Origin of the sequence: Bilifractor sp. LCP19S3_H10, from assembly GCF_052119185.1 — a bacterium.
In the GTDB taxonomy this organism is placed as follows: Bacteria; Bacillota; Clostridia; order Lachnospirales; family Lachnospiraceae; genus Bilifractor.
In genome coordinates, this window is record NZ_JBQKFT010000004.1 from 202,326 (window position 1) to 225,883 (window position 23,558).

Below are 23,558 nucleotides of genomic sequence, written 5' to 3' on the forward strand. Positions count from 1 at the left end.
ACTGCTCCTTTCTGCTGTGCTCTGTAATTCTGCTAGCCCCGTATCCGGGACATCGAAATGTATATGTCCCCGCGTCACTGTCTGCGTGCCGCTTTCCCAAAGGAGAATTCTCCGGTCAGCGGATCGGGTCATGTATCGTGACAAGCTTTGTGCCGTCCACAAAGGTCGCCTCAACCTGAATCATCGGGATCATCTCCGGCACGCCTTCCATCACATCATCTCTGGTCAGAATCCGTGCTCCCTCATCCATGAGTTCCGCCACGGTCTTTCCGTCTCTGGCACCCTCCAGAATATAACTGGTAATAATTGCAACGCTTTCCGGATGATTCAGCTTTACTCCTCTGTCCTTCCGCTTCTGCGCGATCATTGCTGCCAGACTGATCATCATTTTTTCGCGCTCACGCTCTGTCAGTTGCATAAATACCTCCTTTTCTCACAGCCGGCTGTCGATTCACCGGCTTCTCAGGATGAAAACTCTGCTGCTCTATCTCTATATCCGTTACCGGATACCTCTGTTGAAAACCGGCGGCGGGATATCTGCCGCCGATCAGAACAGGCAATTCATAAAATCTGCGCCGGAATCTGCTGAAACCGCTTATGACGGCCACATATTCACAAGCATCAGGAAGCCGGGAATCCAGGCTGTAACCACGCCCTCAATCACGCCCAGCCATGCCGGGAATTTTCCAAGATTCTTCTTCAAACCGCAGGTCAGGAATCCTGTGAACCACAGAAGTCCCCATGCCCACCAGATCAGTCCGTAGATCCAGTTCCCGCCGTATCCGACAAAGCAGAGCGCTCCAGCCGGAATCGCGTTGATGGCTACAAACAGACTGAACCATCCATACAGACGCTGATCAAATCCGAAGATCGTATTGATTGCGGAGTAAAGATAGGTGAATGCGAACAGAAGACCCGTTGCGCTTCCGTAAAACCAGAGCATGCCCTGATTGCTTACTACACCGTATCCAAGTGCAATGATGTTCAGTACCAGACTGAGCCCGCCGGTGAAAATGTTCATGACAACCATGGACTTATCCTTCACCTCAAGAACCCCGGCCAGGCCATTGCTGATCAGAACAATTCCCACATAAAGTAAAATGGTACCTAGCATGATTCGTTCCTTCCTTTCTGCTGTACATATGCCGGATGTCATTTCTGCGTATAGGCAGTGCTGTGAACACCGTCTGAAAATACATAAGGGAGAAACAGGAGCCTTCTGACGCTCACCTATTTCCCCCTCGAAATGACTGATCCATTTACTTTTCAATGAGTACTATACCCTGCCGGATCCAATATCGTAAATACTTATTTTTCAGCATGAGCACCAGACCTAAACCTTTCCGGATTCGCTTACGGTCTTGCGCTCTGATTTACTTAGCTCATGCATGAACGGAACAATGAACGGTACCGTGACCGCTGCCGTAATTACATCCGCGAGCGGCTGTGCCAGAATAATTCCGTTAATTCCCCAGAGCCTCGGAAGAATACATACCAGCGGAATAAAGCAGAAGCCGCTTTTCAGACCCGCAAGAAATGACGCCCGGAAACTCTTTCCAATGCTCTGAAAAAGCATGTTGGAGCTGATGATCCATGCCTGCAGCAGACAGGTCGCACACTGCCAGCGAAGTGCCGGCGCTCCGATCTTCACCACATCCGCATCAGGCCGGAACCAGGCAATCACAGGCGCAGCAAAAACGGCCATGACAAGGGCGATGACTCCCAGAACAACCGTCCCCGCCGCCACGGTAAATCCGTAGCCGCGTTTCACTCTCCGATACTTCCCCGCGCCGTAATTAAACGCTGCTACCGGCTGAAGTCCCTGTCCGATGCCGATTGCAACGGATGCCATCAGAAAGACCACTCTTCCCACGATGCTCATCCCGGCGATCGCCGCATCTCCGTAGGCAGATGACTGAGACGTCAGAAATCCCGTCGATACGCTATTCAGCGTCTGGCGCACAAAGCTTGCAAATCCTGTCTTCACAATATCCGAAGTGTCTCTTCCGAGAACTCTCCATCGGAACAGTCCGGAAGCCGCCCTCCCGACCGTTCGGAGTGAGAAATAGGTCACGGTTTTTCCGCTGTAGAACATATGAAGAAGAATCAGGAAACTGATAATCTGAGATACAGCCGTCGATATTCCTGCGCCGCTGACCCCCAGATGGAAGCCGAACATCAGAATCGGGTCGCCGATCAGATTCAGGATGCCTCCCGTCGTAAGACCTATCATCGCATAAAATGCCCGTCCCTCATAGCGGAGGATGTTGTTCAGTACGCAGCTTGTCGCCAGAAATGGCCCGGACAGAAAAATCCAGAACGCGTATTCTCTCGCGAACGGAAGAATCGTATCCGTCGCTCCCAGAAGACGGAGAATCGGATTCATGAAAATCATACAGAACAGCGCGGCAAGAATACCGACGCCGAAGCTGACGAAAAAGGACGTAGACGCGAACTTTACTGCGGCATCCGGATCCTCTGCGCCCAGATGTCTGGATATGATGCTTCCGGCACCATGACCGAACATGAACCCAAGCGCCTGAAAAATCGCCATCAGCGCAAATACAATTCCGACCGCCCCGGACGCCGATGTTCCGATCCGGCTGACGAAATATGTGTCACCGGTGTTATAGATGTTCGTGATCAGCATACTGATGATCGTCGGAACCGCCAGCTGCAGAATCAGCTTCGAGACCGGTGTCTCCGTCATCCTCCGATACTGTTTCTCCTCATTTTCTCTTTCAATTGTTTTTGATTTACTTAAATTTCTCATAGTATAAGTCCTTCGGGAACACAGACAGGGCGCCTGCCGCGAAGCCTCTGTCAAAAAATACCGATCTGCCTCAGCTTCACACATTCCTCCTCCGTGAAGAGCTCCGCAATCTTCAACCCTCCGTTTTGCAGGATCCGGCAATAATTCTGCGCTTCCTCCATATCCTTGTTCCCAACGATATTTCCATTTACAAATCCCGCCAGATGACACTCCTCTACAGGATAATTTCCCAGAAGCCTCTTCACGGCACGCACCGTCATATCCCGGTTTCTGTCATCGGAAACGGTCAGAAGGCCGTCATCATTGTATATCCACCCGGCAGAAAAATCCTCCGAATCGCCGCTTTCTTCAGGATCCCCGCTTTCTCCACCGTCATCCTTCTCCATGCTCCTTCTCTTTGTGGCACAACGTGCTACCTTCTCTTCTCTCCGGTGCATTTCGTCTTGCCGATTTAATCTGTCCGTATCCCGACAGACTTCAGATTTATCTGCTTCCTGCATGCCGCTGTCACCGGGGCCCGCTCCCTCAACGTCTGTCTGATCTTTATCAGACTTATTGATCCACAAATAAGCCTCCGTATCCGTATCGGTGAAAACATAATCCCGCATCCGGCCAAGCGCTTCCATAAGTTTTGTCTTCGGCAGTGCCAGATTGACGCGTATATGACAGTTACCGCCAAATGCATGGCCCGTCTGCCAGCCGATGCCTGCATTCCAGCCCGCTCTGAGAACCTCATCAATCGTTCTTCCGGTTCTTCTGCAGAATCCGGTGCAGTCCAGAAACAGCATATACGTGCCCTCCGGCATTGAAACATCCACGCCCTCGAAATTTTCCTGAATGAAATCAACCGCCGTGCGGCAGTTATCCTCGAGAACACTTCTGAGCTCATCGGTCCACTCCGCTCCCTCGCGGCTGTATGCCGCGATCAGTGCATGCTCACTGAAAACATTCATTTCATTGTAATGGGTATTTGCCGAAAAGTCAGTAATTCTCTGATTAAGATTCTGATTATATATGATATGGTAGCTTCCGACAAGCCCCGCCAGATTGAAGGTCTTGCTCGGCGCATACGCCGCCAGGACATGCTCACGGGCCCATTCACTGACCATCTGAGCCGGCACATGGGAATGCCCGGTATAGGTAAGATCCGACCAGATCTCATCACTGATCACAAGGCAGTCATTTCTGCGGAAGACCTCCATTGCCTTTTCGATTTCCTCAGCTGTCCAGACTCTCCCGCACGGATTATGCGGAGAACAGAAAATTGCAAGCCGGACCTGATTCTTACGGATCTGACGCTCCATGTCCTCATAGTCCATCCGCCAGATCCCACTCTCATCCTTCTTGAGATCGCTGAACACCGGACGCCGTCCCTTGTCGATAATATCTCCGATAAAACCTACATAATATGGCCGATGAAGAAAAATCCGGTCTCCGGGCTGTGTCAGCACATCAATCACACTCGAGATAAATCCGTGCACACCATTTTCATATCCGATATGCTCCCGCGAGAGCCCTGTCACATGATTGCGTTCTTCCTGCCAGCGGATAATCGAGTCATAGTAACTGTCCTTTGGCACAAAATATCCAAACAACGGATGCTGCGCACGCCTGATGATCGCGTCTGTAATCGCCGGGCAGGTTTTGAAATTCATATCTGCCACCCACATCGGGATAAAATCGAATCCCTTCATCGGCACTCCTGGCTCAAATCCCCAGACCCGCTTTCCGGCGGCGTCTACCGCAGTGGCGTCCTGTCCCCGCCTGTCAATAATCGACGTAAAATCGTACTTCATTCTTTCTCCATCTCCATACAGAATCCGGTTCTTCCTCCGCTGCACACCGCAGCAGCACTTTTTTCCATATATCATTCATAAAATGATGTTTCTCCCACAATGCGGGACATTACCTTTGCCATTGTATCATATCCGGAAAGATTCTGAAATATGGTCATTTTCATCCATGTCAGCTACATGCACTCTTATGATATCTTCGCATAAAAACTCACTTATTTCTTTTATGAAACAGATGAGATACCAATATTTCTGAATAAAACGAGATAAAAAAACAGGCTGGATTCTTGCATTGAATCAGGCCTGTTTTTTGCTTTTAACATTATTAACATTATTTCTAAAATGCTATTTTCTGTACGGCACCGCTCCCTCATACATGGCGGACTGCCAGATTATCGACACCGTTCTGCTCACGCAAGCCTTCAGATCTTCCGGTGAAAGCGTCCCGTTATCCAGTGCTTTCCCGATCTCCTCATAATCCGACGCTGCTCCCGGCATGATCATATCATTGCCGGCACGCATGCATCCGTCCGCAGTCGCTCCCTTCGGATCCTGGAGCTGCATCGTCGTTGTCCAGTCTGTCATGACCGCTCCCCGGAATCCCCATTCATTCCGCAGAACATCTGTGATCAGATCACGGCAGTTGGCAGCATGCACACCGTTCACCAGATTATAGCTGGTCATGAGCGACATCGGCTGTGATTTTTTCACCGCGATCTCGAATCCTCGAAGATAGATCTCCCGAAGCGTTCTTTCCGAAAGGACCGAATCCGATCTCATTCGGTTATCTTCCTGATTATTGCACGCAAAATGCTTGATGGTTGTTCCGACGCCCGGATTCCTCTGCACCCCGTTCGTCATCGCCGCGGCAATTTCTCCGGTCAGCACCGGATCTTCCGAATAATATTCAAAATTCCTGCCGCAAAGCGGATTTCTGTGAATGCACATACCGGGAGCCAGCCAGAGCGTCACCCCGAACCTGAGCAGCTCTTTTCCGATGATCTCACCCACCTCGGAAACCAGATCCGTATCCCAGGTCTGCGCCAGTACAGTCCCCGTCGGGATTGCCGTGCAGTACTGATAATATTTATCGCCCTTCATCTCCTCCGTTTCCGGCGCGAAGAATCCGCCCTCCAGACTGAATTCAAAGGGCATGGGAACGACCTTTCCGTCCCGGACAAAGTAATAGCGCATCAAACGCAGTCCTGCAGGTCCGTCAGCAAGCACGATGCTCGCAAGATTCCGATCCTCTGCGGCACGGCTTGTCTGCGCCGCAGATCCCGGAACCGTAAAACCGGCGGAACCAAGGCTGCTGCTTCCCTGCGCCTGACCGGGATCTCCCGCCGACAGACGAATCAGCTGCTCTCTTGTCAGCGTATCCGTAAAGGAGCGCGCCTCCGTTTCGACAAGCTCCGCGTTGCTGCGGTATGTAACGGTCTTTCTCCGGATTTCAGACGCATGCAGAAGAACAACAGGAAGCCTCTTCTCGGCCGCCTCATTCCTCCATCCCTGATACTGTCTCTTCATCAGCTCCGGATCTCTGTGAAATTCCTCCAGATCTGTCTTCAGCGGACAGATGTTTCTGACCTTCTCAAGTACAGCGGTCTCATCCAGCCGGACGGCTCCGACGAGCCGGGATCCTTCCAGGCTGTTTCCGACCCAGATTCCGTAATCGCCCTCCTCCATAATCCACGCAGCACATTCCTCGTCGTAGGATGCCAGAGCCTTCAGCGGAATTTCAACCATAACCTCCTGCTCTTCCCCCGGCTTCAGCTCATCGGTTTTAATAAAACCAACCAGGCGTCGATACTCCTTCTCCAGTTTTCCATACGGAAGTGACGCATACACCTGAACGACCTCGCGACCCGCAGTTTCTCCCGTATTTCTGACCGTCGCCGTCACACTGATTTCCTGTGTGTCCCCGCCTTCCGCCTTACAGATCTCTCCGGCACGGATGGAAAAGGAGGTGTATGAAAGCCCGCAGCCAAACCCGTAGCGAACCGGAATTTCATAGCTGTCAAAATAGCGATATCCGACATAGATGCCCTCGTTATACTCCTCTGTGTCGGTATTACCGTTGTTGTGGGAATAATTCTGTTCATTCGGGTAGTCTTCATAGCGAAAAGCATAGCTGTCCGCCAGCTTTCCCGATGGATTGATTCTTCCGGAGACCAGATCCGCGAAGGCGTTTCCTCCCTCCATTCCCGGCTGCGCCATCTGGATCAGCCCCCGGATGTTCGCAAATTCGTCCAGGAATGACAGATCCACCTGTCCTCCCGCGTTGAGCACCACAATCACATCCTTATAAATCCCGCAGATATCCTGCAGCATACGATGCTCCTCATCCGTCAGATAATAGTCGCCCTTTTCACAGAAACGATCCGCTCCCTCTCCGCACACCCGGCTGAGAATATAGAACGCCGTATTCCTGTCTTCTGCAATATCCCTCGAAGGATCAATCGGCCGTCCCGCAGGCATGTGGAACGGATTCTCCGAATAATCGCTGAAGAAATCATATTCTCCCCCGTTTGCATTCTTCCTGCCGAGCAGATCATCTCTCCAGTGAAGCCTTGCCTCCGTATAGGTTTTTTCAAAATCACGGATCCACGCTTCATTCGTGATCACAAATCCGGCGTTTCTCATTCCTTCACAGATGCTGACACTGGAACGCTCATTCACATCACCTGAACCCGTTCCACCCTTGATGGTATGGGATGCCCCGACACCGTACAGCGCGACACCGCTGCCCTTTCGAAGCGGGAGTATGTGATTTTCATTTTTCAAAAGAACCATGCCGGCCGCGGCAGCCTTCCTGGCCACCGCGCGTCCGATGCGCTCCTCTGCGGTCTCTTCGGGTTCGCGTGTCCCGGAAAATCCGCGCTGTATCATTTTTCTCTCCATTTCGACGTCCTCCTGTTTTTGTATCACAGCATGAATCATTCTGTCACCATAGATGCGGTTTATCTGCTCTTCGGTCGGAAAAAATGTGCAGACAAGATTCTGCATCAGCAGCTGCTGACAATAAACACTCCATGATTGCATGGAAGCTGCATCCGGATTACATATGCATATTCTTCTCTTGTCACAACCTCCGCCTTCCTGGCCTCTCCGGTCAGTGTGTCCCAGATCTCCGGTATTTCCCCCTTCGTCTGCACCCTAACCTCGATGGTTTCCGGATTGCTTCCATAATTCATAAATAAAGTATTCCTCATGCCATCTTTAAGATATCTCACGAACTGAACGCCTGTCAAATCCTCACCAGTGTGCATATAAGGATCGATCAGATACGCGGGGTATGACGGGTGCTGATTCACCGTCCCCGAGACTCCCCGGGTAATTACAACCGGATGGGGAATCGAATCATTCAGAATCTTCAGAATTTGATTCTTATCCTCTGAGGAACAGACAAAAATACTTCCAGTATCCGACAGATCACCCATTATCCGGCAGATTTCTTTGTCTTCACTCTTATCTGTTCCCAGAGACGGGATATCGTCCACCAGCACGATCCTTCCTCCTTCAGCCGCAAACGCTTCCGCAAGCTTAGCCATACCGAGAGGAAGTACTTCGCACATGGGGAGCAGCAGAACAGAGAATCGCTGTCCGTTCGTGATATTTGTAATCTTCCCGTCTCTGACGGCAAAATTTCCGATAGCATCCCTGTGAAGAAGTTCGAAATCTATATTTGCGGAAAGCATGGACTGAAACAACAATTGAATCTCCCGATCGACATGAACTGCCCGGTCATCTCTCAAAAATGGTCCATGAGAAAATGCATGCGTAAAGTTCTGATCCGGAATACAATGCATCTGCAAGGTCTCAGTCGGAAGATAGGCGATCACATCAGCTTCATTGATTCCTCCCGACATCGCATACTGAAGGCGGCGGATCATATTATTTCCATCGCTCTGACGGTTCCAGTATTTCCACTGAAAGAACTCAGACGGCGGCCAATCATTCGCGCGTTCACCTTCCGTCGAGTAAAAAAATCCGTGATTTATAATCGTCTGCATGCCCTGCTGAAACGCAAATGTGATCATTCGCGTGTATTCATCGAATGTAAGATCCCAACCACATCCGGCAAAGATCTCAACCGCCGTCATTTTCTTTCCATACGAATGTGCAGCCGCTGAAGTAAATTTCAGATTAAGACTTCCAATTCCCTTCCCCAGGTAGTCAGCACCGACGATGTCCTGGTACCGGTTCTGTCGCATATAGTCACCGCTGTATCTCACATGCCCAAATAACGTTTCCTCCGCCAGAAGATGAGCAAAAAACTTAAGGTTATGTTTTTCGCACCACGAATGAATTCGCTTGAAATATCGGGTCTGATAAAGGTACGCCACAGTATCGTAATAATCCACACGAATTCTTCCGTTCTCTGTGCCCGGAAGAATAATCCGATACAGCTCCTGACGGATATCATAACCATGTCTTTTCCGGAATACTTCCGGAAATTCGCGACACCATGGAATGGCATTGCACATACGTGTTTCATCATTAAACACCGTCGTCACTGTACTTCCGAAATCCTGACCCATTTGCTCATAATATTTTTCGTAAGTGGATCTCAGAAAAGCATCAGTTGCATTTTTGTCCAGATAATTAACCGACTCATCTCCCCCATACTCATAGGCATCGACATGGATATGAGTTACATATGCTTCCGCATCCCGATTCGATTTGAATTCCAGTTCCGGACCGAAAATGCCATATAAAAAAGAATCCGAGAGCGGAAAAGGCTTTCCTGTCTCCTTGTCAAGAATATGAATATTCAGCGGAATTGCGGAGTAATCGGTCTCCGGAGTCATGCCAAACATTCCGGCTCCTTCGAAGGTACGCAGCTGCAACCGGAACGGCACACCAGCCGGTACCGGAATTTTATCGATCGTAATGTACTGCTCCCGGTACTTTTCGTTTTCTGTGATCGTTTTGTTGCACGTCCCGGCCGGCCAGTCGATCTCATCATACAGCCACATTTTTTCGCCATGCTTTTTTTTGTAATCAAGCACTGTCTTCATATGCGAAAACCATTCTTCATCCAGATACCCGCCACTGTAGCCAGCGCCATTCTCCGTGCGTGCATGCGGATTTGTCGCCTTCACACCGACCTCCGTCTGAAGTTCCAGCTGCCGGAACAGCTCCCCCTTCTCAAGTTTCGCATTCCAGAACCACAGAGGCACTTCCGCCTCATCAAGGCTGCTCTCCTGTTTCGGGTGTTTCCAAATTTCTTTGTTCATTGTTCAGCATTCTCCTTTTCGTATCTCGAAAACAGGTCTGAAAAATACAATCCGCATACATATCCCGGGCCCGAGTAACCCAGAAGAAGGAACAGCGGAATCAGACGAAGAGTCAGATGAAGCATTAGAAAGGGCGCGATTGTAAGTGCCGTCACAAGTACAGATAAAAAAATATGAATTACGCTGAATTTCATTCCATTGACGATGGTATTTTTAATTGTGTTCTCGAAGTGAGCTTCTGTAACAAGAGCAAAGAGCGTGAACATAACCGTCAGAAAGAAAAAAATACAGAGGATAATCTGATAAATCCGGGAATAAAAAAATGGAAATTTTGAAAGGAGAAAAATATCAAAAGCAAGGAAAAGAGAAATTCCTCCTCCGATAAACCAGATGATCGTCGATTTTCTGAAATTCTCCCGAAATGCCTTAAAATAAGGGCCGACAATATGCCCTTCTTCTTTTCTTGCTATTTTGATCAAAATCTGATACATCGAGCTAAATGCCGCACCAATTGTAAAAACAGGAATACTACATACGAGCGTGAGAAGATTGAGGATAATCAGATCCCCGATTGTATTTAAAACGCTGCTCACTCTGCCTTCCGGCGACAATATTCCGCTCATGATTCCCTCCTGATAGTAATAATTAAAATCTGTCTGTCAAGATTACATGTCATTCAGATTCATTCAGATATTGAAGAAATTTTCCGGCCATTTCAACATGTTCGGAATTATACAGAATTCCGATTATCCCATTCTCTCCACTTGAATATCCGCCGATCTCCTTCATTTTCGCCATACCTTCACAGTATATTCCAAGAATTTTTCCATCCTCATCCCTGTAGACATGCCCGAAGGCGGATAACTCCTTGTCTGTAAACAGATCCCGCAGATCCAGAAATGTTCCCGCGTCAACATACTTCACAAAATCAGACTCTCTCATCGAAACAACATCCAGAGTCCCGGTTCCGATCTGCGAATACAACTTCGCCAGGGATGCCATCTGGTAATCCCTGCTCCCATCGCCGAGAAGCTGCGATGTAGATATTGTAACACAGTTCCGGTCTGGATTGATTCCGGCTGCTTCTACAAAATCCTGCTCCATATTTTCTTCCGTGACATCCGAATGGATATCCAGTAGCATAGCATCCAGAACGGAAGGTTTATTCGTAATCCAGGCGTGAATAAAACTGACGGCAGCAATAATACTAATCACAACAAGAATCGCCGGAATCTTATAGAACATCCAGAAATACTCCAACCTGTCCTTCCTTGTCTTCTTTTTTTGATCCTCTGCTGCTGCCATCAGCTTACTCCTTATCTGACATTAACCTTTCACTGCACCTGCGGCAATTCCGTTGATAAACTGCTTCTGAAGCAGCATGAAAATAACGATGAGCGGAAGCGCGCAGAGAACACAGGCTGCAAATAAAACATTCCACTGCGCAGGATTTTCCTTGTCTCCAAGGAACTGCAGCATTCCAACCGGCAGGGAGTACTGCCCCTGCTTTGAAATGAACACCATCGGATAGAAATAATCGTTCCAAATCCACATTCCCTGTGTGATCACCACTGAAACCGTTGCCGGCTTAAGAAGCGGAAAAACAACAGTCGAAAATCTTTTCCATAGAGAGGCCCCGTCCATGTAAGCCGACTCCTCGATTTCTGCCGGTACGCTTTTCATGAACCCGGAGAAAAGGAATACCGAAAATGGAAGCGAGCATGTAATAAACATAATGACCGGAGTAAATCGGGTATTTGGAATATTAAAACGGTTAAAGGTCTGCGCAATCGGAACAATGACCATTTGTGAAGGAATAATAAGTCCCGAAATAAAGAAGTAATAAAAGAATCTCGCAGTCTTTGTCTTTATTCTCCCGATCGGCCAGGCTGCCATGGTGGAAAAGAATACAATAACCAGAACCGCAATACCTGTAGTCATAAAGGAATTAAGCAGCTCTACCGGGAAATTCATCTGCGTCCACGCTCGTATATAGCTTGCTCCTGAAAATTCAATGAACAGGCGGAGAGGAGATGCCTGATTATCAGGACTCCGAAGCGAGCTTGAAAACACAATGACCAGAGGCGCTATTACAAGAATACAGAATGCAATTATTACGATATAGAGAGCCAGTACTTTTGGAGACATCTTCATGTATTGTTCTTTTTCCCGGTCTGCTTTTTTCTTCCGTGCCATTACACTTCGACCTCCCTTTTATTCATAAAGATCAGCATCACAATGGTTATAGCGATGATTACCGCAAAGGACACAACTGAAAAGGCACTTGCCCTTCCCATTTTCTGATCCGTAAATGCAATCTCATAAATCTGAAACATCAACGTTTTCGTCGATTTTCCCGGTCCTCCATTTGTCATAATAAACGAATAGTCGAAGGCTTTCAGTCCGTTGATGACCGACAGAACAACATTAATCGTGATAGTTGAGGAAATCATCGGAAGCTTCACCAGCCGTGTAAGCTGCCATTCATTGCATCCATCTATTCTTCCCGCCTCCAGCACGCTCTCGTCTACTGTCTGCAAACCGGCCAGGTAGATAATCATGGTTGTACCGAAGCCCTTCCAGACTTCCACTAAAGCAATGGCAAACAACGCAGTGTGGAAATTTCCAAGTGGATTAAAGGAGGCTCCATTCCCGCCTAACAGATTGATGATGCTGGCAATCATTCCATTTGAAGGCATATATACATACGACCATATGAATCCTACTACGATAGCGCTGAACAGCGCCGGAAAATAACTGGCCGTCCGGAAAAAGCCCTTGAATCTTATCTTTGTATTCAAAATAATCGCAAGCGCGAGTCCGAGAATATTGCTTAAAACCACCGTAACTGCCGCATAAACCAGGGTAATGCCAATCGAGTTAAGGATAGTACCATTATCGAAGATTTTAATGAAATTTTTCAGTCCAACATATTCGTAATTATAATTGATCCCGTTAAAATTCGTCACGCTGTAATAAAACAACTGCAATAACGGATATATCCAGAAAATCAGAAACATCGCAAGTGCCGGAATCATAAAGGCGAACATTTTGTTGTTAAATGTCAGCGATGTATTGGCTCCAGATCTTTTTTTCCTTCTTGCCATCATCATTAATCCTCCATGCCATAAAAGAGGCTGTCCAAAAGCTGTCACCCCCGGCACAGCCTCTGAACAGCCATTTGTCATTTTTATTTCACGTCAGAACCCTGCAGCGATGATTAGTCATCCAGAAGGTCTTCAAACTTATCCTGCATTCCCTGCGTGATGTCATCCACAGTAGTTCCCTGCCCTCCGATCATCTCTGAGAACATCTCCTCCATTGTCGTCTCAGTACCTGCCGGCCACGCCTGATTGCACCAATGGAATCCCTTTCCTTCATTTGTCAGCTCAATAAATGGTTTGAACAGATCATAGTTCGGGATTGAATCCGCGCCCTTTCCATACAGCGGGATAATGCGGCCGGTTGCAAGATATGCGTCCCAGATTTCGTTATCTCCATTCATCCAGTAATCTAAGATTTCCTTGCACTGGTCTATATACTTTGATTTCGCATAAATTGAATACCCGGCAGACAGACAGGTCGCGGTATACTGCTCGCCTGACTCGGAAGGAATCGGGAAATATCCTCTCTCAAAATCACCTGCTGCTCCGGTAGCAGTAAGCGCCGCAGCGTTGAAGGAACCATCAAACGTCATTGCAGCCTTTCCATCGATGAAGTCCTGAATAGCCTGGGATGCGCCATAGCCGAGAGACTGGCTTGCATCAATATATCCCTCATCATACAGCTGCTTGTACATCGTAAGAACCTTATCCCAGGTATCCTTGTCTGTGAAAGAAGTGTCCCCGGTTCTCAGCTCATCATCGTATTTCGGATTCTTTGAATAAATTTCATTTGCCGCAATCTGATAAAGTCCGAACTGCATTACATACTGGTCCTTGTCTCCCATGACAATCGGCTGAATCCCGGCGTCCTTCAGTTTTTTACAGTCCTCCAGGAATTCATCCCATGTCTTGGGCTCTTCCGAGATTCCCGCCTTTTGAAACAGATCCTTATTGTAATAGGTTCCCAGAATTGATACGCCCGTGGTCGCCGTGACCACATTTCCATCATATGTGACAGCAGACAAGTCAGGCATGTTGGACAGATAGTCCAGATCATTCAGAGACGCAAGATATCCGGCATCCGCTAAAGCATAGCAGGAGTTAGACCCTGCGTACATCGGCTGCGTGAGAATCATATCCGGGCACTCACCGGATGCCAGTTTTGTCTTTAATGAGGTGTAATAATTATCATCCGGAAGTTTGGTGACCTCCAGTGTCACGTTCGGCCATTTCTTATGTACCAGTTCCGGAAGCGTCTGTGTCTCAAAGTCTGTGCCCTGTGCAACACCAGATACCATCATTGTGATTGTGATGTTATCCTTGGTGTTCTCGATTGCCTGGTGATCATACTTGTCTCCGGAAGCCTGACTTCCTGTCTGAACGCTCCCTCCTGTAACAGCATCTCCAGATGAAGCTGCCGCGTCTGTTCCAGATGCTCCTCCGCAGCCGGCGAGCATACCGGCAGCCATCATACCGGCACAAAGTATCGCAGTTACTTTCTTTCCCTTCATTGATAAGTCCTTCCTTTCTTATTCATGAAAAGTTTTTATTTTTCCGTTGGATTTATAATAGCACAGGGATGAGTGTACTTTTGTTGGCGATAATGGTATACTTTTGTTGGATTTCTGACCAATAAGAAATAAGGAGACCTGATCAAGTTGAAACTTCGCACGAAAATGTTTCTGGTATATTCTGTCGTCGCAATCATACCGATCCTTGCCATCGGTTATTATTCCTATTCTCGCTGGCAGACTTCTGTCTCCGAGCAGATTCGTACCTATTCATCAACGGTTATCCATAATGCCGTAGAACAGAGCAATAATACTCTGGATCGTATTAACCGTACACTGGATTTTATGACCTACTACTCAGATGACAGCGAATCATCCATCATTGAGATTCTCTCAGAATTCGCCGACGGTCCAGTCAACTATTCCAGTTACGACATCCTTCAGGCGGGAAAAAGAACCAATTCGATCTTCGGCAACCTGATGTACGCAAACAGCAGTATTCGTGGCATTTATCTCATTACGCCTGACAGTCTGATACTCGGCACCTCCAATGATCAGACCAGCTCAATAAATCCGAATCATGACTGTCGCAGTGATTACTGGTATCAGGAAACACTGTCCCTGAACGGACAGCATTACATCAGCACAATCACCAGCGACGATCTGTTCACGGATGAAAATCCCTCGATCTATCTTTCCCGAAGCATTTATGATGTTTACTCCCATAAATTTTTAGGTGTTATACTGCTGGATTTGAACCCCGAAATCCTGAACCTGGACAGTTTGACTGCCATTCCAAACCTTGCGCTTCTTTTTATTGAAAATACAAAGACAGGTGAAACTCTTTATTCAAATGTAGATTCTCTGAAAACAAACGATACCCAGTATACCGATGACATGCAAAAAATTGAATTGAACCTTGAACCGCTTGAACTGTCCATAAGCTTTCATTACGATACCCTGTATGCACAGTACAATCCAATGCGGATGGTAATTCTGCTGATGATCTTTGTATTTGCTGCCGGCGTTCTTATTTCTTTGTACCTGATTACCGGAAAGATCACCTTCCCGCTCGAGCGTCTGAGCCGGGTTATGAAGCATCAGAGGAAAAACGGACTGAAATTTGTAAGTCCTTATATGGGGCGCACAGATGAAATAGGCACTTTATACAATGAATATTCTCACATGCTCGATGAGATAAATGAAGGCATACAAAGAGATTATCAGAATCGTCTGATCGTCCTTGATGCTCAGATGAAAGCTCTGGAAGCACGGATTAATTCCCATTTTCTGTTCAACACACTGGAATCCATCAACAGCATGGCTGAACTGGCAGACAATAAAGAAATTGCGACGATGAGTCTGGCTCTCGGAGACATGTTTCGCTATGCGATTAAAACGCCCGGAGAGATCGTAACCCTGACAGATGAACTGAAGCATGTGGATGATTATGCTTCCATTCAGCTGATCCGATTCAACGGAAAGTTTCGCCTGGAGAAGAATATTCCGCCTGCCCTCCTATCCTGCCCTGTCCTGAAGCTGATTCTGCAGCCACTGGTTGAAAATGCTCTGTTTCACGGGCTGAACTATTGTACAACCGGTGATCTCATCACGATTTCCGCCGTCCAGGAAAATCTTCTTCTTCATATTTCTGTCTCTGACAACGGTGTGGGAATGAACCCCGAAACCCTTGCGATGCTCCGAAGCACCCTGATGAATCAGAATTCCTTCTCAGAAATCGGACATCACTCCGGGCAAAGCATCGGACTTGGAAATATCCATGCACGGATTCAGCTCTACTACGGAAAACAATATGGTCTTTCCATCGCAAGTACCGAGAACATTGGCACACGGATAACGATAACCATCCCGATCACAGGGAATTCCCCTAAAATACAGTCCGAAGAAGTCCGCAAAAATCGCGGAGAGCAGCCCGAAAGTCAGAATCATCAGATGTACTGAAAGCGGCAGCACCTGACGGGTCAGAGTAAGAAAGGATGCGCGATATGTTTACTTATATTATTATCGATGATGAAATCTTGATAAGAAAGGGAACCCTGAAAAAACTGGAGCCAATGCACGAAGAAATCACCTGCATCGGCGAGGCCGATAACGGACAGGATGGAATCAAGCTGATCGCAGAAACAAAACCTGACTTTGTTATTCTTGATATGCAGATGCCTGTCATGAACGGCATGGAACTCCTTCCATACCTGGCCTCACATTATGAATCCATGCCGCTCATTGTAATCAGTGGTTACAAAAACTTTGATTATATCAAACAGGCAATCTCCGCACGGGCAGTGGAATATCTGCTGAAACCCTTCAGTGCCGACATGATTCAAGACTGTGTAAAAAAAGTTCTTAATCAGCTTCAGCAAAGATCAGAAATTCGTCAGCAGCTAAAACTCACCGAAGAACAGACCGAACAGGTCCGCTATGATTATGATATTTCCCTCATACATAATCTGATCTTTGGTTACCGTACCCTGGATCCGATTCTGACGTCTCATCGTCTGAACTATATCAACACGACTCACAATCTGATCCTGCTCACCTTCGGGTATTACGAAAATGCCGACGACTCAAAATTTTCACTGTGGCTGGAAGAAAACGGATTCGGGGATATGGCTCTGTATATTTCCGGGCGTGATGTGCAGCAGCCACAGGGATTTCTCATTCTCTTCCTTCCCCAGCAGGATCCGAAACTTCAGAAGGACCTGGCAAAACAGATTTTTCGTTCCTTCCGAACATACCTTCTTTCACTGGAACTGAAACCGGTTGTCGGCTTCAGCAGCATTCATCATTCCTTATCTGATTTGAATACTGCATACAGAGAGTGCGCCCTTGCTCTGGATCAGCGGCCACTCGCCGCCCCAAAAAACAGCGTTTGTTTCTATCAGTCGGAACTGCATCCCATTACGATCAACTGGGAACACACCGGCGAGTTTCTTTTCCGAATAGAAGCCGGGATGACAGACGCCGTCTCTGAATTATCTAATGACCTTTTTCAGTATTATGAATCTATTCCCGGATGCCGTCTGATAGATGTAAAGGCACATTGTAGAAAACTGGCCGGGAGCTGTCAACAGCTGATCACTGAGTATATCAACTCGCCTGCCTCTGATACTGCAGAAGGATCAGGTTCTATGGAACGTGTATCGAGCCATTTTTTCCACATTACTGACCTTGAGGCATATTACCGTCAGTTTTTTATGAATGTGGCTTTCATGCTCAAACCATATTCCGTATATAACAGTGATGACGTCATTGAAAATGTAAAAACCTACATGCAGAGAAATTACCAGAAGGACCTGACTCAGGATTATATCGCATCTCTTTTTTACATGAATCGCAGCTATCTCAGCTCCCAGTTTCGCAAAAAAACCGGTGAAAAATTCGTAGATTATCTGAATGATGTTCGTCTGGAGCACGCAGAGGAACTTCTTCAGAAACCAGGACAGAAAATGTATCAGGTCGCAAAAGCTGTGGGCTATGATAATGAAAAATATTTTTTTCGTATTTTCCGAAAGCGGACAGGGATGACTCCTGATCAATACCGGAAACAATTATCCGGAAAGAATTAACGAGAAGCCGGCATCCTTTTCCGATGACCGGCTTCTCGTTCTAACGCTCATGCGTGCATATTCTCGACTGTAAAATCCATATACATCTTGATTCGCTCATCGATGTCAAAGGCAAGCTCCATAGCCTCGAGCGGTACGCCCGTGCTTTCCACAAAATCCTGGAAATTGTCCTTCTGCTTGTATCTCTCCCATACAAGCTCCTTGGTTCTGTTCGAATGAGATTCTCTGTGGAGTTCCCTGGCGGTCTCCGCCTCCTCAGTGCTTCCCTCCACGGCTTCCACAACATTGTCCGCATAACGGTTCCGCACGGCCTCTCTCAGCCATCCGAAATAATTCCGAATCGTCATTCCTCCGGTCTTCGCGTAGTCGATCTCTCTCTTGATCTCGTCAGTATCTCCATTGGCATCCTGAAGCAGTCGATCGTAATACTCCATCGTAAATCCGCTCGTAGCGCGGATTCCGCTCTTCTTCAGATACGTCAGTATATCCGAATATTCCCGCAGCTTCTTCGCTCCGCTCTTCTTGTCCTCAGCGGCGACCTTTTCAAACGGATCCGGTTCAGCAACCTTCACATACTCAGGACTCAGCTGCTCGATCTTCACCTTGTTCTTGTGAATCGTCTCGAGATTTGCCTCCGGAATATTCCAGGAAATCATAAACATGATGTCAGTCGCTCTGCCTCTGTTTCCTCTCTCCACGGTGTACTCGAACGTGATGTCTGCCTTCTCGTCCATCTCGATCTTTGCTTCGTCAAGCACCTTTGTGCGGAAATCCGTAAACCGCTCATATTGCTTGTCCTCCTTCTTTGCCAGACGAACCAGCTCCGACCACGTCGCGCCATCGGAAACCGCTCTCTGAAGATAGGAGGCATCCAGATTCACGAGTCCGAGCGTACAACGTAGTTCATCCACACTGTAAACCTTCGTGACAAACTTTGATTTCGTCGTATCAATCTTGTATGCTTCCTTCTTCAGAAGCTCATAGAGACGGAAGGAACTGTTCTTCTCGAAGGAGACAAGCGTCGCAAGCTCCATGGAAGTATAACTCTTCTGAAGACTCGTGATATGCGGTGTCATTTCCCGGTTATAGATGATCTCCAGCTTCTGGTCTTTATAGGATACGTTGGTAATCATCGTAAAGGTATGGAAATTTCCGAGACCGTCTTCAATCGTGATGATATTCCCGGCAAGCTGCTTGCTGACGCTCTTCAGCTTCTTATAAATATTGGTATCTGTCTCATTACCAAGGATACGTTTGATCTCACTCGGATAAAGCGTTGCCATTACCTGCTTCGATCCCGGCTCCTGCTGCAGCTTTGTGAGAGAAACAGCGATGATTTTGTTCCCGAGAATCGAGGTTTTATATTTCGCATTGATCAGCGAATTACTCTTCCGGACGACAACGCCCTCGATCAGGTCGTTCCGTACACTGGTACTTGTCATTTCAATATCCCCTTTGTTTTGTCAGAAAGCGACAAAAATACTTTAACAGGATAATAACCTATTCTTTCCCATTTGTCTCTCAGATAACGAAAAAGATACTGATTAACTTTTCATTAAATTTCAGTAGTTTTTTCGTCATCTCTTTTTCAATCTCTCCTGCATGACGAAAAAACTACTTGCCAAATTTACATAAGTCGATTCTTCGTCTTCTGATCTCCTCTCGTTAACAGTATTTTTTTCGTCTTCTGGTTCCATGCAATGCCTGTTTTCCCTGGAAAAACAGCCCTTACGAAGGAAACAGCCGCTGAATTCAGTATATTTTTCGTCATCAGGAAGCCTTCGCGCTCTATGATGATTCAGTACAAATGTCGTCATCTGAATAATTGCCTTTCCTGTCGATCTGCCTTTGCTTCCTGATTTCAGTACTTTATTCGTCATCAGTCAGTAATTTTTTCGTTTTCTTTCACCCGGTCTGCCTTCTGAATCCGGTCTGAAAAGTAATTTTTTCGCTTTCTGGATGAGGTATTTTTTTCGTTGTCTGACATCATCACTCCTGATCATAACGACTCAGATACTTATCGGGACCGTCCGGTATTTTTTTCGTCATCTGTACCGGCATCGCTTTCTGAAGTATTCTTTTCGTCATCTGACTTAGCGGCTGAATCCGGCCGTCTGTATCTGCATTCCCCCAATCGTTGCCTCCACTCTCCGTTTTTTCGCCTTCTGACTTATTCGGAATGTTATCTGTCAGTCAATTTGATGTTCGACAGCAGTAGCTTTTTCGTTTTCTGAACCCGCAGAATCCTTTATTTGCAGGGCTTTCCGGCTCTCTAAAATAAAAGAAATATAAATGTTGTTATATATAATATAAAACGGCCGGATCGCTTATCTGACTTAAGATAGATAGCGAAAAATATACTTACAACAACTGAATAGAAAACGAAAGGGAAGACTGGGTGCTGTATTTTTCTATGTTCGGCAATCTGTTTTCCATTTAGATCTGATGATCGACGAGAAAAATCAGCAGCAAAATGATAACCTTTAGCAAGACATCTGAAAGGATTATGCAAGAACAATGATTTTTGATGAATAAAAAAGCAGAACTTCCGGATAGCCGGTTACAAAAGCCCACTTCAGCAGAGAATCATCGCAGGAATTGTTTCGGATAAGTTTCAGATAACGAAAAAAGTACCTGATCTATCAGGTACTTTTTTCGTTATCTGCTGTTTGGATCAGGTGTCAGATCTGGAATAGGAATTCTTCATCTGATTGCTCAGTTCATAAAGAACTTTATCGAGTGTATCCGCAGCTGCCTCCTTCAATGCGTCTGCCATTTCCTGGTTTGCCTGCTCGGCAAGCGCATGAATACGATCATCCCTTTCAGATCTGTCTGAGGAGGAATCCGTAGCGGTGATTGTAGTTACTGGATCACCGAGTGCGTCCATCATCTTAGCGTCATATTTACGGATAAGCTCATGGCCTTTTGCTCCGACCGCAAGCTGATATCGCTCAATGTGGAAGAGGCTCTTTCCATAGGAGGCATCTGTCATCGCGGCGATCATACGGCTTGTCCAGTAGAAGTTATCTGTGGAGGCGTGCTTTCCGGTGTTGGAAAGATACGCCGGGGTTCTGGTGACATTGGCGTACATCGGAGCCCAGGTATTGAACGCATTCGAAGCGAATGCGAGCCATTCGATGGTCCGGAACTCCTCCGGCTGGTACGGACGGATCTGAATCAGAGCGAGGAAATCGTTGCGGTTAATACCGATGGAGCGGTATGCTCCTCTTCTGCTGCTGTCTCCATATGAGGCGTAGGGATCGTACGGAGTGCCCTGATAATGGGAGGAGAGGAGATATTTCACGTCCTCGGGCGTAACCTTCCGCTCCGGAGTCAGGCTCCATGGAATATCATCCGAATCCGGGCGATAGTCCGCGTGAGGGCCGTCCCAGGAAGCAAAATGGGGGTTCAGGTAACGGGCCATATACCATCCGCGCGGTGTATTGTATACATGATCTGCATCATCGTGACTTCCGAATGCATCTCTGGGATTGAAGGTCCAGTGCTTTGCCGCGTGAGTTCCGGAACTGGAAGCAGTGTCTGGCTGTGACGTAGAATCTCCGGATGATTTGCTGAATCCGACTTCGAAATCCTGAGCCTCGTCCTTCACGGTTAGATCCAGATGATTCCAGGTAATAAATTCACGAAGATCCGCGGAGCACATGTAATTCTTCTGCTCGCCGAAGGCATCATCCATGTCGAACTCATCGATTCCCAGCTGATTCGGCATGATGACGTACCGGTCGTCCGGTACTCTTCGGGCAATCCAGTGATGACCGCCGATGCTTTCGAGCCACCAGATTTCGTCCTTGTCCTGAAAAGCCATTCCATTGGATTCATAGGTACCGTACTTCTCGAGAAGACTTCCCATACGGGTTACTCCCTCGCGTGCGGTGTGGATATAGGGAAGGGTGAGAACCACGAGGTCCTCCTCGCCGATTCCTCCTGGAACTTCCGGCCTTCCGTCCGTTGACGGAACAAATTCGACAAGCGGATCTGCGCCGAGTACGCGTTCGTTGGTTGTGATGGTCTCCGTGGCGGTCATGGCCACATTGGCTTCATTCACCCCGCTGGCAGCCCAGATTCCTTCGCCTTCCAGTGCATTCGGCACCGCGGTGTAGCGCATCGGATTGTCGGGAAGGTCAATTTCTACATGAGAAAGAACCGAGCGATATTTGCGCGGCTGTTCCTCGGGATGGACGACCGTGAATTTCTTCGGGGTGTATTTCCCGGAGGGAGAGTCATCATTTCGTGCAATAAAGGTAGAACCGTCATAGGTGGCCTTCCGGCCGACCAGTATAGTAGTACAGGACATCTTATTATTCCTTTCTGTCTGCTTCAGGGATCATTATTTCTTCTTCTTCGCGTTTTTGCGCGCCAGAGCTGCAAGCTGCTGCTTCATCTTCTTCTCTGCTGCCTTCTTGCTGTCTTTGTTCTTTCCACCAAGCTTACTCATTGTATAACCTTCTTTCTTATCTATGATCTGATGTGTATTTTATCACAATTTGATGCGGCGCGTCGGCAAAAAAGAAAGCCGCACCCCTGTAAGGGATCCGGCTGCCTTCGGGATCTTCTGTGAAAAATCCGGGACGTTGATATGTCCGATCAAAGTTCCACAAAGTTATCGGCATCTCCGTCCGCAACGTAGTAAGCGCGGTTTTCCTCGGGCTTTACATAGATGGTGAGATCCTTTGCCTTGGGAGCGGCTGCCTTTACTCTGTCGATGATATCCTTCTCGGTATACTGTCTGCCGCTGTACTGAAGAATTACATCTGCCTTAACTGTGCTTTTTCTAACTGCCATTTCCATTTACCTCTTTCACTTATTTTCGGTTTACAGTTGATGCCATATCATATGCAGAATATCTTAAATGATATGGTATATATAACTTTAGTAGACCATTACATTGGAAAGTGTAACACAAATATGTTCGTAATGTATACATTATTTTCCCGAATTTTGCAGGATACTATGTGCACACTGAACAAATGTCAGAGAGCTTGTGGAATGAGTGGGTCAACTACCCACGACCTAAAGGTCATGGGCTTGTAACTGCCCAGTCGTACTAACGACTTACGTCTCCGACCTTTAACCTCAATAGATACTGCTATCTAAAGTGGCGTTACATCATGGGGTGGTTGACAGCACCCCTTGCAGCAAAGTTTACTCTGCTGCAACTGTATCACGTACTTGACTATCAGCAAGATAGTTTATTCCCATACGATACAGATTCATAGCTCCAATACGGTCATCATTTGATTGATAGCCGCAGTTCTTGCAAGCAAACAAATGTATCTTCTTGTTACGGTTAGCCTTTTCAGTATGTCCACAGATAGGACAGCACTGACTTGTGTAACGAGGGTCAACTTTTATTGCAGAAGATTGATTCTGTTTTGCTTTGTAAATTAATTTTTGTTCGAGGTCATAAAACGCCCACGTTACAGAAACATAGCGATTTTTTGTTTTCACACGTTCTGTGGCATTACGAACACCTGTCAAATCTTCAAGTACGAAAAGAGTATGCTTTGGATTGGATTCAACGAGTGCCTT

At 47.2% G+C, this 23,558-nt stretch carries 18 protein-coding genes; 2 read left to right on the plus strand and 16 right to left on the minus strand.

Annotated features, from left to right (window positions below; translation table 11 throughout):
• Positions 1-115 precede the first annotated feature (115 nt).
• The 11 genes from ACTQZS_RS05135 to ACTQZS_RS05185 all read right to left on the minus strand — a co-directional run bounded on the left by ACTQZS_RS05135 (position 116) and on the right by ACTQZS_RS05185 (position 14,421).
• Complete coding sequence (locus tag ACTQZS_RS05135; RefSeq protein ID WP_279201379.1) at positions 116-418, minus strand: urease subunit gamma; 303 nt, start codon at positions 416-418, stop codon at positions 116-118.
• Positions 419-595: 177 nt separating this feature from the next.
• Complete coding sequence (locus ACTQZS_RS05140) at positions 596-1,114, minus strand: AmiS/UreI family transporter (RefSeq protein ID WP_441100927.1); 519 nt, start codon at positions 1,112-1,114, stop codon at positions 596-598.
• A 219-nt stretch (positions 1,115-1,333) separates the two neighbouring features.
• Entirely contained in the window at positions 1,334-2,773 is a 1,440-nt protein-coding gene (locus ACTQZS_RS05145) for an MATE family efflux transporter (protein WP_441474873.1), read from the minus strand.
• 50 nt (positions 2,774-2,823) lie between these two features.
• Positions 2,824-4,569, minus strand: a complete 1,746-nt coding sequence (locus ACTQZS_RS05150) for a MalY/PatB family protein (RefSeq protein WP_441474874.1) — start codon at positions 4,567-4,569, stop codon at positions 2,824-2,826.
• A gap of 342 nt (positions 4,570-4,911) precedes the next feature.
• Positions 4,912-7,467, minus strand: coding sequence for a glycoside hydrolase family 3 protein (locus tag ACTQZS_RS05155; RefSeq protein ID WP_441474875.1), 2,556 nt, complete (start codon positions 7,465-7,467; stop codon positions 4,912-4,914).
• 104 nt (positions 7,468-7,571) lie between these two features.
• Positions 7,572-9,806: a glycosyl hydrolase gene (locus ACTQZS_RS05160; protein ID WP_441474876.1), complete on the minus strand. Its 2,235-nt coding sequence runs from the start codon at positions 9,804-9,806 to the stop codon at positions 7,572-7,574.
• Positions 9,803-10,429 carry a YesL family protein gene (locus ACTQZS_RS05165; protein ID WP_441474877.1) on the minus strand — a complete coding sequence of 209 codons (627 nt, stop codon included), beginning with the start codon at positions 10,427-10,429 and terminating at the stop codon, positions 9,803-9,805. The genes ACTQZS_RS05160 and ACTQZS_RS05165 overlap by 4 nt, the downstream gene beginning before the upstream one ends.
• A 49-nt stretch (positions 10,430-10,478) precedes the next feature.
• On the minus strand, positions 10,479-11,111 hold the full coding sequence (locus tag ACTQZS_RS05170) for a hypothetical protein (protein WP_441474878.1): 633 nt from the start codon (positions 11,109-11,111) through the stop codon (positions 10,479-10,481).
• 21 nt (positions 11,112-11,132) lie between these two features.
• On the minus strand, positions 11,133-12,002 hold the full coding sequence (locus tag ACTQZS_RS05175; RefSeq protein WP_441474879.1) for a carbohydrate ABC transporter permease: 870 nt from the start codon (positions 12,000-12,002) through the stop codon (positions 11,133-11,135).
• Positions 12,002-12,913, minus strand: a complete 912-nt coding sequence (locus tag ACTQZS_RS05180; RefSeq protein ID WP_441474880.1) for a carbohydrate ABC transporter permease — start codon at positions 12,911-12,913, stop codon at positions 12,002-12,004. The genes ACTQZS_RS05175 and ACTQZS_RS05180 overlap by 1 nt, the downstream gene beginning before the upstream one ends.
• Positions 12,914-13,026: 113 nt before the next feature.
• Complete coding sequence (locus ACTQZS_RS05185; RefSeq protein WP_441474881.1) at positions 13,027-14,421, minus strand: ABC transporter substrate-binding protein; 1,395 nt, start codon at positions 14,419-14,421, stop codon at positions 13,027-13,029.
• A gap of 147 nt (positions 14,422-14,568) precedes the next feature.
• Between ACTQZS_RS05185 and ACTQZS_RS05190 the strand changes: the two genes are divergently transcribed.
• Positions 14,569-16,383: a cache domain-containing sensor histidine kinase gene (locus ACTQZS_RS05190; RefSeq protein WP_441474882.1), complete on the plus strand. Its 1,815-nt coding sequence runs from the start codon at positions 14,569-14,571 to the stop codon at positions 16,381-16,383.
• A gap of 44 nt (positions 16,384-16,427) precedes the next feature.
• Entirely contained in the window at positions 16,428-18,008 is a 1,581-nt protein-coding gene (locus ACTQZS_RS05195) for a response regulator (protein WP_441474883.1), read from the plus strand.
• A gap of 47 nt (positions 18,009-18,055) precedes the next feature.
• Here ACTQZS_RS05195 and ACTQZS_RS05200 read toward each other — a convergent pair whose 3' ends face one another.
• The 5 genes from ACTQZS_RS05200 to ACTQZS_RS05220 form a co-directional block, all read right to left on the minus strand.
• Positions 18,056-19,450, minus strand: coding sequence for a replication initiation protein (locus ACTQZS_RS05200; protein WP_441474884.1), 1,395 nt, complete (start codon positions 19,448-19,450; stop codon positions 18,056-18,058).
• A gap of 135 nt (positions 19,451-19,585) precedes the next feature.
• The gene (locus tag ACTQZS_RS05205) at positions 19,586-19,825 is read right to left on the minus strand and encodes a hypothetical protein (RefSeq protein ID WP_441474885.1); all 240 of its coding nucleotides are present in this window, start codon (positions 19,823-19,825) and stop codon (positions 19,586-19,588) included.
• A gap of 857 nt (positions 19,826-20,682) precedes the next feature.
• Positions 20,683-22,323 carry a C69 family dipeptidase gene (locus ACTQZS_RS05210; RefSeq protein ID WP_441474886.1) on the minus strand — a complete coding sequence of 547 codons (1,641 nt, stop codon included), beginning with the start codon at positions 22,321-22,323 and terminating at the stop codon, positions 20,683-20,685.
• A 290-nt stretch (positions 22,324-22,613) separates the two neighbouring features.
• Positions 22,614-22,811 (minus strand): DUF6465 family protein, encoded by a 198-nt coding sequence (locus ACTQZS_RS05215; protein WP_441474887.1) that lies wholly within the window; start codon positions 22,809-22,811, stop codon positions 22,614-22,616.
• Between the two features lie 360 nt (positions 22,812-23,171).
• A partial coding sequence (locus ACTQZS_RS05220) for a zinc ribbon domain-containing protein (protein WP_441474888.1) occupies positions 23,172-23,558 on the minus strand: 387 nt, incomplete at its 5' end.